This window comes from Sorangium sp. So ce406, assembly GCF_051474675.1.
Lineage (GTDB): Bacteria > Myxococcota_A > Polyangia > Polyangiales > Polyangiaceae > Sorangium > Sorangium cellulosum_G.
Window position 1 is genome coordinate 8095831 of sequence record NZ_CP150340.1, and the last position, 13471, is coordinate 8109301.

A 13471-nucleotide genomic window follows, 5' to 3' on the forward strand; every position below is an offset into this window, starting at 1 on the left:
CGTGAGCGCGTGAGCGCGTGAGCGCGTGAGCGCGTGAGCGCGTGAGCGCGTGAGCGCACGGCGCGACGGGGGGCGTCCCGGCCTCACGCGAGGCCGCTGCGCCGGCGCACGATCCAGTGCGCGCCGAGCGCGACGGCGGCCGCGAGCGTCCAGGCCCACGGGGGCAGGAGCGGCGCGACGTGGCGCTCGGCCGCCACCTGCGTCGCGGCCGGCAGCGGCAACGAGCCGGCCGCCGCGGGGAGCACCGACGCGCCGCCCGTCGCGCGGGCGATCTCTTCCAGGCGGGCGACGTCAGGGCGCGGGTCGGCCCACTCATCGCCGCCGCGCTCGCACGCGAAATCGCGCCGCGTTGTCGCCCCCTTCACGTCGCCGGCGGCGCCCGCGGCGGGGACGATCTCCACCGTGGCCGCGTAGCCGCCGGGCTCGAAGCGGCCGGCCGCGAGCTCGACCGGCTCGCCGCCGTCGCCGACGCGGGCCGTCAGCGTGCGCACGACCGTGCCGCTGCCGAGGCGCGCGATCGTCACCCGGGCCTCGCCCCCCTGCCCGGCGAGCGGGCGCAGCACGAGCGTCGTCTCCTCGCCCGCCAGGCAGCCGCCGCGCGCCTCGATCGACGCGGGCTCGAAGCGCGGGTCGCGCATGAGCCAGCCGAGCAGGGCGTCCCAGAACGCGCCGTGCGCGCGGCCGGCGGAGCTCGAGGCGAAAGCGCTGAAGAGCAGGCGGTGGCTGCCGTCGATGGTCAGCGCGATCGTCCGGCCGCTCTCGTGCTCGCCCAGCGAGAGCACCGGCATCGGCGCGCCCGAGGCGGTCGTGCGCGTCGGGTGCGTCATCAGCACCGTCGCTCCGGGGAGCGGATCGCCGACCACGTTGGTGCCCGGCATCTCCGGCATCTCGTCGCCGATCAGCGCGAGCAGCGGCGCGAGCACCGGCGCCGCGCGCCCCGCGGCGGTGATGCGCGGCACGAAGGCGCCGAGGTCCACCTTGGGGGCGCGGCCGATGTCGAGATCGACCGGCAGCACGCGGGCGAGCCGCGTGCGCGCGTAGTTGCCCTGCACGAACGCGTTCGGGCCGCCCACCATGATGAGCCCGCCGCCCTTGTCGACGTACTGGGCCAGCGCCGGCAGGTGCTTGGTCAGGCCGTACGGCGCGGCGTCGAAGTCCTGCAGGACCACCGCGTCGAAGCTGGACAGGTGCACGCTGAAGAGCTCGTCCACCGGGAAGGGGATCAGCGCGAGCTCGTCGGACGCCGCGTTCACCTCGTCGCCCGGCGTGCGCAGGATGAAGAACGCGACGACGTCGACCGAGGCGTCGGCCTTGAGCCACATCCGCAGCGCGCGCACGTCGTACGTCGGCCGGCCCGCGACGTGGAGCACCCGGATGCGGTCGCGCGCGACGTCGAGGGTGATGTACCGGACGTCGTTCTCGGGGAGCTCGTCGCCGTCCGGCGCGTCGATCGCCACCTCGAGGATGCGCGTGCCGGCGCGGTCGAGCGTCACGCCGAGCTCGACCGTGCCGACGCCGCCCTCGACGTGCGCCGTGCCCGTCGCGAGCGTCGTGGGCGCGCCCTGCTCGCGCAGCTCGCGGGCGACGACCGGGACCGCGTCGCACGCGAGGCCGCCGCTGCACCCGATGTCGATCCGGAGCGAGAGCGGCTGGTGCGCGACCGCGGCGCCCGAGGTGCGGACCGCGCGGACGCCGGCGTCGCGCGCGGACTCGGTCGCCACCGCGACGGTGTGCACCGGGACGTCGAGCCCCTCGAGGGCGGCCCGCGTCGCCGCGGCGGTGTCGTCGGGGCCCGGGCGGTCGAGGCGGCCATCGGAGACGACGACGAACGCCGACGGGCGCTCGTCGGCGGCGCGGGCGAGCGCCTCGAGCGCGGCGCTGAGGTCCGAGCGGCGCTGCGCCCGGGCCCGCGCGGGCGGCGGGGCCGCGGCGGGCGCCGCCGCGCCTGCGTCCGCGCCCCCGGCCGGCGCCGCCGCGGCGCCCGCGCTCGCCGCGGCGCTCGCGCCCGGCGGCGGTGTCGTGGCGGCGGCCTCGTCCGGCGTCCGCGCGTCGGCCGGGACCGGCGCGCCCTCGCCGAAGAGGTAACGGGAGAGCCGGACGTCGGCGCGCTTGCCGAGCTCGGCGAGCGCCTGCGCGGCGCTGTCGCGGCGGGTGCCCGCGAGGCCCGGCAGGTCCATGGATCGGGAGCCGTCGATCAGCACCACGACCTTCGGGCCCACGAGGCTGCCGCGCGAGGTGACGGCGACGGGGCGGAGGATGGCGGCGAGCAGGCCGAGCACGGCGAGCGCGCCCGTGAGCGCCGTACCGAGCGCCGCGCGCGCGGACGCAGCGCCGCCCCCCGCCGTCGCGCCGCGGCCGCGGGCGCGGATGAGCTCGAGCAGGAGCAGCCCGAAGCTCAGCGCTGCGACGATGCACGCGACGGCGACGACCGGCGAGGAGAGATCGCCCGAGGGCGCGAGGCTCCGTGTCACGGCCGCTCCAGGGGCGCGGGAACAGGAGGGAATGCGGGAGAAGAGGGAGGCTCGCCGGCGGCGCCGGAGCGGGAGAGCAACAGCGCGAGCAGCGAGTCGAGGGCGCGCGGCACGGGCCGGAGCCTAGTACATCGAGGCGAGGCGTCCCACCCCGGCGCTCACCCGGCACATCGGGGCTGCGTGTCCCAGCAAAGCGCCGTCTCTGCGACCGCGGACAACCCTGGACAGCGCGGCCAACAACCTTGAAACGCCGCGCGCGCTCCGCGTACGCTCGGTTACCTGGCCCATGGTGCGCGACGAGCTAGGTGAGACGGAAGCGGTTCGGCTGAGGGCTGAGAATGCGGCGCTGCGGGCCCGCGTCGAGGCGCTGGAGAAGGCGCTGGCAGGCCGGTTCGACGGTCGCGCGCCGGTTCAGGAGGACGGGGCGGCGCGAGGCGCGCCGGACGGCGCCGCGTCGCCGCGCCTGCTGGACGGCGCCGCGCCGCTGCGCCTGCTGGACGGCGCCGCGCCGGATGGCGCCGCGCCGGGCGAAGGCGCGCACGGCGCGCCCGAGTGGCTGCCGACGGCGCTGCCGGCGGTGATCCACTGGCGCCCCGACGGCACGGTGACGCGCTGGAACGAGGCCGCCGAGCGCATCTTCGGCTGGAGCGAGAGCGAGGCGCTCGGTCGCAAGCTCGCCGAGCTCGTCGCCGCGGATCCCGTGTCGCCAGCGGCGGCGCAGGCGTTCGAGTTCGCCCGCTCCGAGGGCCGGTTCGCCGCGGCTGAGAGCGAGGCCAGTACGAAGGACGGGCACCCGCTCGCCTGCCGGTGGACCTACGCCGTGCTGCGCGACGAGCGAGGCGACGTGCGCGAGATCGCGGCGATCGTCGATGACATGAGCGACCGGCTGCGGCGAGCGCAGACCGTCCACGGACGGTACCAGATGCTCCTTCAGCTCGTGGACAACGCGCGCAGCTCGATCTTCGTCAAGGACATGGCGGGACGCTACGTCTTCGCCAACCGCGCTTATGCGCAGACCCTGCAGAAGCATGTCATCGAGCTCATCGGCGCAGGCGATCTGGAGAGCGCCATACCGCCCGAGATCGCGGAGATGCTCGCGGAGAAGGAGCGGGAGGTGATCGCAGGCGGTCAGGTCATGCAGTTCGAAGAGGTCCTTCCGGTCGGCGACACGCACCTTCATTATTTCACCGTCAAGTTCCCGATCCACGACGAGCGGGGCGAGCCGATCGGCCTCGGCGGCATCGTGACCGAGATCACGTCGCTGAGGCGCGCGGAGGCCGAGCGGGCCGCGCTCCAGGAGACGATCATCGCCGCGCAGCAGGCGGCCCTCCGGGAGCTGTCCACGCCGCTCATCCCGCTCGCAGACCGGGTGGTGGCCATGCCGCTGGTGGGGGCGATCGACGGGGCGCGCGCGGAGCTCATCATGGAGACGCTGCTGGCCGGCATCAGCAGCCAGCGCGCCCACACAGCGATCCTGGACATCACCGGCGTGCGCGCCGTCGACACGCTCGTCGCCAACGCGCTGACGCGGACCGCGCGCGCCGCCCAGCTCCTCGGCACCCGCGTGGTGCTCACCGGCGTCCGCCCGGAGGTGGCGCAGACCCTGGTCACGCTCGGCGTGGATCTCGCCGGCATCACGACGCTGAGCACCTTGCAGAGCGGCATCGCGTACGCGCTCCGTCACGCGGGGCGGTAGCTCGCGTGTCCTGAATCCCGCCGGGGACGGCCCGGTCCGCCTCGTCCGAGCGCCGCGCCCGAATGGCGCGGTGGCGCGCCGGTCAGCCTGCTTCCGTGAGGTACCGGAGGAGCGCGGCCTCGTCGGTCGTGATCAGCCGCTCGATCCCGTCCTGCCTGGCGTAGCGCTGGATCTGCATCGCGCCGACGACGCTCTGCACGAGCACGCCGACCCTGCGGAACCCGCGCAGCCAGCGCGGTCGGATGCGCTCCAGGGCGGCCTCGAACGAGGGGTCGTTCCGGCCGGGAGCGGCGCGGACATCGACGAGGAGGGCGTACCGCGAACGGCCGAGCCCATCGAGGACACGGCAGAGCGTCGCCTTCACGGCCTCGAGCTCCTCGACGGAGGCGAACGGCCTGCTGGTGCGCACGTTCCAGACGATGCCCAGCGGCTCGTCGACGAGGACCGTGTAGTGGTCGTCCTGCCAGACCGTCCTCGGCGCGGGGGTGGGCTTCGGCGCGGGGGTGAGACGATCCGTCATGGTCAGCTCACGGCGCGCCGGGGTGCGCGGGCGAGGAGCGGGGCCGCCCGTCGTCCATGGCGCGGCGGCGCATCAGGAACGGCGCGTGGACCTGGTCGTCCTTGTAGTTCGAGCAGAGCACGTACATCGCGATGTTCACGGCGAGGCGGAACGCGCGCTCGCGCTGCGCCTCGCCCCCGGGCGTGACCTCGACGCTCGGACCGCCGCCGTCGGAGCGGGCCAGCGCGCCGGAGAGATCGTGGTCGGAGAAGATCACCTGCGGCATGCCGCCGCGCACGATCGCCGAGAGCTTCTGCGGCCCCTCGACGCGGCCGACGGCGCGCGGGAGCAGGTAAAACGAGCGGAAGACGACGTTCTCGGTGCCGATGGGGATCGGCGAGCCCTCCGGCAGGACACGGGCGAGCTCGCGCCGCGCGGCGCGGCCGAAGGCGCCGCTCCCCGGGGAGAAGTCGTCGACGAACAGGACGCCGCCGAGCGCGAGGAAGCGGCGCAGGCCGAAGACCTCGCGCTCGGTGAGCGGCGGGAGGTCGCCCTCGCCGCCCCAGAGCGCGAACGGCTCGGCGAGCAGCGCGGGGTCGTCGGCGCGCACGGTGGTCGGGTTGCGACGCGCGGGCGCGCTCGTCCGGCGCTCCAGCTCGAACGACCAGCGCGCCGGCGCCGTGGCGCGCACGCCCTCCCAGCGCGCGTTGCCCGTGAGCAGCGGCCGCGGGTTCCACGCCCCCTCCTCGCCGAAGGCGCGCACGGGGCGCGGGATCGCCGAGAGGAGCAGCGCCGACACCAGCACCAGCGCCGCGGCGCCGAGGCGGCGCCGCCGCAGCGCGCCCTCGAGGCCGATCCACCGGTTCAATCGAAGTCCTCGACCCGCCATACGCCCGCCTCGCGCCGGAGCTTCACCTCGTGCCCGCCAGGTATCTGGACCGTCGCGGTGTCGCCGGCAATCTTGACCTCGAGGCCCTCGGGCTGGGCGAGCCCCTCGACGAGCGAGCGGAGGTCGCTCTCGATGGCGCTGCGCGTGGCCGGCGTGAGGACGCGCAGCAGGCCGGCGTAGCTGCGGCGCGCGAGGACGCGGCGGAGCTGCTCGAGGGCCTGCTCGGGGGTGCGGCCGCCCGCGGGCAGCGCGTCGGCGGCCGAGATCCGGAAGGCGCGCTCGCGGTCGTCGAGCTCGAGCGTCGCGATCTCGCCGTCGGGGTAGCGGACGCGGGCGCGCGTCTTGATGACCACCCCGGGCGCCGTGACGCTCCTGGCCTGCTCGGCCAGCTCGGCCCGCGCCTCGGCCACGCGCCGCCGCACCTCGTCGCGCGACATCGCGGTGCGGCTGCGCTCGCTGAGCATCCCGTGGATGGCGTCGGCGTCGCCGCGCGCGGCCGCGTCGGCGTAGGCCTGCACCGCCTCCTTCGGGTCGGGGAGCGAGGACGACGCGCAGGCGAGGCCGGAGAGCGGCGCGAGGAGCGCGAGCAGCGAGGGGAGGGCGCGCGGCACGGCCGGGAGCGTAATACATCGACGGCGGCGCGTCCCAGCGCCGTGGAGGAGCGCGGCGACCCGCGAGGGGCCCGGCCGTGGTAAGGCGGCTCCGCCGAAGGGCGGCTCCTCCCGCGCATCGACGACGTCCACACCCGAAGAGACCCGAAGAGGCCATCGCCGCATGACCGACGTTGCTGGAAAGCTCTGGGGGTTCTGCCACACGCTCCGCCACGACGGCATCGACCACGGGGACTACATCGAGCAGATCACGTACCTGCTCTTCCTGAAGATGGCCGCCGAGCGGGGCCTCGACCTCTCGCGCGTCGAGCGCACGACGCCCCTCGGCGCGGTCGAGGCGACGGACTGCTCCTGGCCGGCGCTGCGCGCGAGGAGCGGGCAAGCGCTGCTCGACAGGTACGCCGAGGTCCTCCGGGCCCTCGAGGCGGCCCCCGGCGTCCTCGGCGAGATCTACGCGGGCTCGCAGCCGCGCTTCAAGAGCCCGGCGAACCTCGGGCGCCTCGTCGACCTCATCGACGAGGTCGAGTGGACGGGCCTCGGCGTGGACATCAAGGCCGCGGCGTACGAGGGCCTCTTGGAGAAGGCCGCCGCCGAGGGCAAGAAGGGCGCGGGGCAGTACTTCACGCCGCGCGCGCTGATCCAGTCGATCGTGCGGTGCATGCGGCCCGATCCGCGGGGGAAGCCGGGCTTTGCCGTGTGCGACCCGGCGTGCGGCACCGGGGGGTTCCTCGTCGCCGCCTGGGAGTGGCTCGAATCCGAGGCGGGGGGCGCGCTCGATCCGGAGACGGCGGGCCGGATCAAGGCCGGGGCGTTCTTCGGCCAGGAGCTCGTCGCGCGGCCGCGCCGGCTCGCCCTCATGAACCTGTACCTGCACGGCATCGCGCCGCGGATCGCCCTCGGCGACTCGATCGACGCCCCGCCGCCCTGCGAGCGGTTCGACGTGGTCCTCACGAACCCGCCGTTCGGCACCAAGGGCGGGCACCGGGCGCCCGACCGCGCGGACTTCGCGGTCGCGACCGCGAACAAGCAGCTCAACTTCATCCAGCACGCGCTGACGATCCTCGGGCCCGGCGGCCGGGCGGCGATGGTCCTGCCGGACAACTGCCTGTTCGCGGACCAGGCGGGCGAGGTGTTCAAGGTCCTCGCCGAGGGCTGCGATCTGCACACGGTGCTCCGCCTGCCGCGCGGGACGTTCACGCCGTACAGCCCGGGCGTGAAGGCCAACGTCGTCTTCTTCACGAAGGGCCGCGCGACGGAGCGGGTCTGGATCTACGACGCGCGGACGGGCGTGCCCTCGATCACGAAGAAGAGCCGGCCGCTCTCGCCGGCGCACTTCGCGGAGTTCGAGCGGTGCTACGGCGACGACCCCGACGGGCGGGCGCGGCGCGAGGCGGGAGCGTCGCGGGAGGGCCGCTTCCGCAGCTTCGAGCTCCGCGAGATCCAGGAGCGGGAGTTCAAGCTCGACGGGTTCAAGTGGCTCAAGGAGGAGTCGCTCGACGACGCGGGCGAGCTGCCCGAGCCGGAGGAGCTGGCGAGCGATGCGATCCAGGAGCTCGAGGGGGCGGTCATCGCGCTGAACCGCGTGCTCGCGCTGCTCGAGGGCGGGGCGAAGGCGGCGGAGGCGTGAGCGGGCGCCTGCCAGAAGGGTGGGCGGAGACGACGCTCGCGGCGATCTGCGCGCACCGGAGCGGGAGCTCGAAGCTCATCAAGGGGAAGCTCCACGCCGCGTGGCGGCCCGGGCGTTACCAGGGGTTCAGCGCCTCGGGGCCCGACGTGTGGTGCGACGGCTGGGAGCACGAGGGCGAGGCGCTCGTCGTCTCCGCGGTGGGGACGCGGTGCGGCAAGGCGTTCAGGGCGCGCGGGCGGTGGTCGGCGATCGCGAACACCTATGTGGTCTGGCCGGACCCGCGGGCCATCGATCTCGACTACCTGTTCCTGCACCTCAACAACGAGGATTTCTGGGTGAAGGGCGGCTCCGCGCAGCCGTTCGTGAAGGTGCGCGAGACGCTCGAGCGCCCCTTCTGCCTGCCTCCCCTCCCCGAGCAGCGCCGCATCGTCGCGAAGGTCGAGGCGCTGCTCGCCGAGGTGAGCGCGGCGAAGGCGCGGCTGGCCAGGGCGTCGCTCGTCCTCGAGCGGCTCCGGCAGGCCGTGCTTGCGGCGGCGTGCTCGGGGAGGCTGACCGAGGACCTCCGCGCGTCGGTCGCCGCGCCACAAGCGGCCGGGCCGGCGGAGACCGCGCCGGGCGCGGCGCCGGCGGCGCCGGGGTCGGACGGAGACGAGGGGTCGAGGCGTCGCCTGCCCGCGTCATGGGTCGTGTGCCCGTTCGGGGCCCTGGTGGACAACCACGATGGCGGCCGGGTGCCGGTGAAGTCCGCCGATCGAGAGCGGCGCCGGGGGCCGTATCCGTATTACGGCGCGTCAGGGATCATCGACTCGATCGACGGGTATCTGTTCGACGGAGACTACCTGCTCATCGCCGAGGACGGCGCCAATCTCCTGTCCAGGACCACCGCGGTGGCATTCCCGGCGCGCGGGAGGTTCTGGGTGAACAACCACGCTCATGTCGTCCAGCCGAAGGCAGGCGTGGCCCTCGAATACCTCGAGATGCTCCTGAACTCGCTCGATCTTCAGCACCACGTGACCGGCTCCGCGCAGCCGAAGCTCACGCAGGCGGCGCTCAACGGCATCCCTGCTCCGTTGCCCCCGGCAGAGGAGCAGGCGGAGATCGTGCGCCGCGCGCAGGCGCTCTTCGCGCTCGCCGACACCATCGAGGAGCGCGTGGCCATGGCCAGGGCGCGGGCCGACAAGCTCCCTCAGGCCATCCTGGCCAGAGCGTTCTCGGGCGAGCTGGTCCCCACCGAGGCGGAGCTGGCCCGCGGCGAGGGCCGGAAGCACGAGCCGGTGGAGGTGCTGCTGCGCCGCGTGCGGGGTGACGGGGCGACGCCCGGGCATTCCAAGCCTAGCGCGACTCCGTCGTGACCGCGCGGCTGGAACCGCGGGGCAGAAGTCCTGCCAGGGATCTGCCTCGCGAGAGGAGAGATTCAACGCAAAGGCGCAAAGGCGCAAAATCCATGCATTTATTATTATTTTGCGTCTTGGCGCCTTTGCGCCTTTGCGTTGAAATCTCTATCCGGATCCATGGCCGGACTGCTGGAGGGTGGAACTAGGAGCTCGTCCTGCGCGTCCCGAGCGCCATCATCGCGTCCCAGAACATCTTCTCATAGGCCTGGAAGAGCCTCGTCGTGCGGCGGATCGCCCGGGGCTCCACGCCGCGATCCAGCCCGTCTTGCACGATCGCGATCGCGGTGTCCTCGAACGACGGCAGCGCGGCGAACGCGTCCAGAAAGGCGGTGTGCTCCGGGCCGAAGCCGTACCGGTCGCGCAGCGCGCTGGCCATCCTGCCGCAGTTGAACCCCCAGGCAGGGAAGTTGATGAGCAGGGCGCACGCGATCTCGGCCGCGGAGGCGTTGGCCGCCGCCCAGGCCATCTGGGTCGCGTAGGCGAACCCCTCCGGGGTGACCTCGTACCGATCCAGGTCGTCGCTCGTCATGCCGAGCTTCTGGCCGATGGCGGCGATCCCGCCCGGCGCCGCGAGCTCGCCCTGGAGGACGCCGCTCCAGAAATCGCGCCAGGGCGTGTCCGCGAAGCGCTGGAGCATCATCGCCATCGAGCGCAGATCGCTGAGCGCCACGTGGTGCTGGTGGCCCGGAAAGGCCTTCAGCACCTCGAGCGTGACCTCGCCCCGCGCGATGGCGTCCGGATAAGGGTGAGCCCTCAGCTCGTCGTCGATACGACGGAGCTCCTCGCGAATGTCCTTCACCAGCGCGGCCGCGGCCTTCATGGATGCCTCCTCCCGATCGGGCCCCATCCTACACCCGCGTTGCCGCCGAGATCACGAGCCTCGCGGCGCGCTACCCGCCGGCGCGCGGGCTCGCATGCGCCTCCCGCACCCGCGCGATGATCGCGCCGCCGACCTCCTGGGCCGACCAGCCCTCCGCCAGCCAGCGCAGAGGGATGCTGTGGGCGCGGTCGTCCTCGCGGATCGACAGCGCGACCGGCCTGGCCGGGGGCTGCATCTCCACGGCCTCGACGCGATCGAGCAGCACGGTGACCTCCCGCGCAGCCCGGAACGGATGAATCGACGGGAAGGAGATCGACCGAGGGCCAAGGAGGATCCGGAACTCTTTCAAGGCGGCGAGGCGCGCGGCGCCGACGAACCCGAGCGCGCACAGGGCCCCTGACAGGAGCGCCAGCACCGCGTAGAAGACGTCGGCGCCCCCGCGCTCGAGAGGGATGATCCCGTTCAGGATCAGGCCCCTGTCGTTCGTCAGGGCCCGGTGGGCGAGGACCGCCGCGCAGGCCGCGAAGAAGAGGGCGCTCAGGAGGAGCACCCCGTAGGGACGGCGGAGCGGTATCTCCAGGGCATCGCCCCCCGCTTCATGGCTCGGCTTCATCGATACTCCCCTTCGCCGGCGGAGGCCGCCTCGAGCAGCCGCGCAGCGAGCAGCTCCGCGTCGAGGGCCGCCTGGTGCTCGGTCAAGAGCAGCGTGTCGCCGTCCCGGTGGGCGGCGACCCAGGGCAGCGCGCGCGCGTCGCCGATCACCTTGCCCCGGCTGCCAAGGAGGATGAAGACGCCTCGCCCGTCAGGGCCCGTCGCGAGGGACACGCCGCGAATCAGGGCGGCGGGGATGGTGACCGGAGCCCCGTTGGCGGTGAGGCGAACGGCATCTGCCGAGATCCCCTCGAGGCGGACGGACTGGCCGTGTCGGGGATCGCGGAAGACGGCGACGTCACGCCGGAGCGCGAGGGCGACGCCGGACGCGCCGGCGCCATAGAGGAGCCAGGCAGGCCACACGCTCGGCGCGCCGAGCGCGGCGAGCGCAGCCCCCCACAGCCCGCCGGCCGCGACGAGCGCGGCGGCCACGACGCAAAGGCCCGCGCCGATCCGGATGCGCCGGATCGTGCCGAGCTCCTCGACCGAGGTCCCCACCGCCATGACCGCCAGCGCGGCGACGCCCGGCCCCGCCGGAGAGGCGAGGAAGGAAAGGACGCCCTTCGGTCCGGGCGGCGTCATGCACGCGAGGGCCGCACAGGCGAGCCCGATGAACATCGCGCGCGCCTGGAAGCTGACAGGGATGCGGAGCACGAGGAAGGTGGATCATGAGATCCGGGGGACTCCGGGCTGTCAAGGACCGCAGCCCTGCCTCCGCCCCTCGCGCATCGAACTCCGCTGTTCCCGGGCCGCGGTCAGGCCCTCTCCGGCGCGCGCTCCGTGGCGCAGCAGCGCTCGACCCACGGGACACGGCTACGCAAAGCCACCACCCCGCGCACGTCACCCGTCCGCTCGCCCGAGGCGCGCTGTCGCGAGGAGGTCGCCGGCGTCTCAGCCGGGCTGCGCGAAGAAGCGGGCGTTGATCTCGCGGTAGTGGCGCCACTCGGGCGGCAGCTCGTCCTCGTCGAAGATGGCGTTCACCGGGCACTCGTCCTCGCAGGCGCCGCAGCCGATGCACGACTCCGGATCGATGTAGAGCTGGAGCCGCGCGAGCCGCGTCTTCCGCTCTTCCTGCGGGATGCGCGCGATCTCGTCGGGCGAGAGCGGCCCGTGGATGCACTCCACAGGGCAGACGGAGACGCAGGCGGTGTCGCAGGTGGCGACGCACGGCTCGGCGATGACATGGGCCATGAGGGTTCCTTTCGCGACGCGGTCGTCGCCGCGCCGCCTCTACGGGCTTCGGCGTTCAGCGTCCGGTCGTCACCGAGACCTCAGCACGGCGCATGCCCGCGGCCGGAGCGGCGTTTCCGGCGCCCGCGCGGCCCTTGTGCGGCCCGGGCAACGCTCCTACGGTGCCGCGCAACGCCATCTCGGTGGCCTCGCTCCGCGCACGATGACCGCCCCCGCCGATCGCGCCCTGCTCCTGCTCGCCGACCTCGGCGAGGCCTCGGCGCGCGCGCACACGGAGGCGACGCTCGTCCCCGCGGTCAGCGCCGTGCTCGCGCGCCACCTCCCGCTCCGGCGGCTCGAGCTCCGCCGCGGCGCGGGCGCGCCGGGCGCGCCGGAGGTCCGGCGCGGCGCGGGCGGCGACGCTGTCGCCGTCTTCGCGCTCCGCGACGCGGAGGGCGCCGTCGGCTGCGCCACGATGGCGATCGGCGAGGGCGCGGCGCTCGACCTCTCGCCGGCCCTGCTCGAGGCGATCGGCCGGCTGCTCGCCGTGGCGCTCCGGCAGGTGCAGGTCCTCGGGCGCGTCGCGGCGATCGCGCGCCGCGCGCAGGGCGAGAAGCGGGCGCTGCGGGAGGAGCTCGATCGCGTCGCGCTGCCGAGGGAGGTGGTCGCGGCGAGCCCGGCGATGCGGGCGATCTTCCAGGAGATGGTGCCGCTCGTCGCCCGGCAGGACACGACCGTGCTGGTGCGCGGCGAGACCGGGACCGGCAAGGAGGTGATCGCGCGCCGCATCCACGCGCTGTCGCGCCGCGCAGAGCGGCAGTTCCTCGCGGTGAACTGCGGCGCGCTGCCCGAGGGGCTCGTCGAGAGCGCGCTCTTCGGCCACGAGCGCGGCGCGTTCACGGGCGCGGCGGCGCGGCACCTCGGGCTGTTCGAGCGCGCGAGCGGCGGGACGCTGCTGCTCGACGAGGTCGGCGAGCTGCCCAAGCCGGCGCAGGCGAAGCTCCTGCGCGTGCTCCAGGAGGGCGAGGTCGAGCGCGTCGGCGGCGAGGGCACGGTGCGCGTCTCGGTGCGGGTGATCGCCGCGACGCACCGGCCGCTCGAGGACATGGTCGCGAGCGGGGCGTTCCGGGAGGACCTGTATTACCGGCTGCAGGTGTTTCCGATCGTCGTCCCGCCGCTGCGGGAGCGGCCCGGGGACCTGGAGGCGCTCACGCGCGTCATCGTGGACAAGGTCGCGGCGAGCTTCGGCCGGGCGCCGCCGCGGGTGAGCGCGGAGGCGATGGCGCGCCTCGGGGCGCACGACTGGCCGGGCAACGTGCGGGAGCTGGAGAACGTGATCGAGCGGTCGATGGTGATGTCGACCGGGGACGAGCTCATCCTGTCCGCGCCGCTCGCCGCGGCGCCGCGCGCGGCAGGGCGCGCGCTGACGTACCGGGAGGCGGCGCAGCGCTGCATCGAGGAGGCGCTGCGGGCCTCGGGCGGCAAGATCTACGGAGAAGACGGGGCGGCCGCGGCGCTCGGGCTGAAGCCGACGACGCTGCAGAGCAAGATGCGGAAGCTCGGGATCCGGAGGGAGGGCGGCGACAAGGGCTGACGCGACGCCGGCGCACCCGGGCATCGAGCGACCGGACGCTCCTCGATAC

12 protein-coding genes are annotated in these 13471 nt (G+C 74.3%); 4 read left to right on the plus strand and 8 right to left on the minus strand.

What is annotated here, in order from left to right:
• Window positions 1-83: 83 nt before the first annotated feature.
• Window positions 84-2471 (minus strand): glutamine amidotransferase, encoded by a 2388-nt coding sequence (locus WME96_RS30035; protein WP_437285027.1) that lies wholly within the window; start codon window positions 2469-2471, stop codon window positions 84-86.
• 286 nt (window positions 2472-2757) lie between these two features.
• Between WME96_RS30035 and WME96_RS30040 the strand changes: the two genes are divergently transcribed.
• Window positions 2758-4167 (plus strand): PAS domain-containing protein, encoded by a 1410-nt coding sequence (locus WME96_RS30040; protein WP_437285028.1) that lies wholly within the window; start codon window positions 2758-2760, stop codon window positions 4165-4167.
• 82 nt (window positions 4168-4249) lie between these two features.
• On the opposite strand, the gene WME96_RS30045 is transcribed toward WME96_RS30040, so the two are convergent.
• From WME96_RS30045 to WME96_RS30055, 3 genes are read right to left on the minus strand one after another with little or no spacing between them, the layout of a single operon-like run.
• On the minus strand, window positions 4250-4687 hold the full coding sequence (locus tag WME96_RS30045) for a hypothetical protein (RefSeq protein ID WP_437285029.1): 438 nt from the start codon (window positions 4685-4687) through the stop codon (window positions 4250-4252).
• A gap of 7 nt (window positions 4688-4694) precedes the next feature.
• Window positions 4695-5534, minus strand: a complete 840-nt coding sequence (locus WME96_RS30050) for a DUF4159 domain-containing protein (RefSeq protein WP_437285030.1) — start codon at window positions 5532-5534, stop codon at window positions 4695-4697.
• On the minus strand, window positions 5531-6166 hold the full coding sequence (locus tag WME96_RS30055; RefSeq protein ID WP_437285031.1) for a hypothetical protein: 636 nt from the start codon (window positions 6164-6166) through the stop codon (window positions 5531-5533). The genes WME96_RS30050 and WME96_RS30055 overlap by 4 nt, the downstream gene beginning before the upstream one ends.
• Before the next feature lie 163 nt (window positions 6167-6329).
• On the opposite strand from WME96_RS30055, the gene WME96_RS30060 reads away from it, so the two are divergent.
• Together WME96_RS30060 and WME96_RS30065 are read left to right on the plus strand one after the other, a co-directional pair.
• On the plus strand, window positions 6330-7793 hold the full coding sequence (locus WME96_RS30060) for a type I restriction-modification system subunit M (RefSeq protein WP_437285032.1): 1464 nt from the start codon (window positions 6330-6332) through the stop codon (window positions 7791-7793).
• Window positions 7790-9145 carry a restriction endonuclease subunit S gene (locus WME96_RS30065; protein WP_437285033.1) on the plus strand — a complete coding sequence of 452 codons (1356 nt, stop codon included), beginning with the start codon at window positions 7790-7792 and terminating at the stop codon, window positions 9143-9145. Before WME96_RS30060 ends, WME96_RS30065 begins: the two co-directional genes overlap by 4 nt.
• A gap of 184 nt (window positions 9146-9329) precedes the next feature.
• Here WME96_RS30065 and WME96_RS30070 read toward each other — a convergent pair whose 3' ends face one another.
• The 4 genes from WME96_RS30070 to WME96_RS30085 all read right to left on the minus strand — a co-directional run bounded on the left by WME96_RS30070 (window position 9330) and on the right by WME96_RS30085 (window position 11849).
• A complete protein-coding gene (locus tag WME96_RS30070) occupies window positions 9330-10007 on the minus strand; it encodes a hypothetical protein (protein ID WP_437285034.1) in 678 nt (225 codons plus the stop codon).
• Between the two features lie 70 nt (window positions 10008-10077).
• Entirely contained in the window at window positions 10078-10620 is a 543-nt protein-coding gene (locus WME96_RS30075) for a hypothetical protein (RefSeq protein ID WP_437285035.1), read from the minus strand.
• Window positions 10617-11312 carry a hypothetical protein gene (locus tag WME96_RS30080; protein WP_437285036.1) on the minus strand — a complete coding sequence of 232 codons (696 nt, stop codon included), beginning with the start codon at window positions 11310-11312 and terminating at the stop codon, window positions 10617-10619. Before WME96_RS30080 ends, WME96_RS30075 begins: the two co-directional genes overlap by 4 nt.
• A 237-nt stretch (window positions 11313-11549) precedes the next feature.
• Entirely contained in the window at window positions 11550-11849 is a 300-nt protein-coding gene (locus tag WME96_RS30085; protein ID WP_437285037.1) for a 4Fe-4S dicluster domain-containing protein, read from the minus strand.
• Between the two features lie 202 nt (window positions 11850-12051).
• On the opposite strand from WME96_RS30085, the gene WME96_RS30090 reads away from it, so the two are divergent.
• Window positions 12052-13422, plus strand: a complete 1371-nt coding sequence (locus WME96_RS30090) for a sigma-54 interaction domain-containing protein (RefSeq protein WP_437285038.1) — start codon at window positions 12052-12054, stop codon at window positions 13420-13422.
• The last annotated feature ends 49 nt before the right edge of the window (window positions 13423-13471 follow it).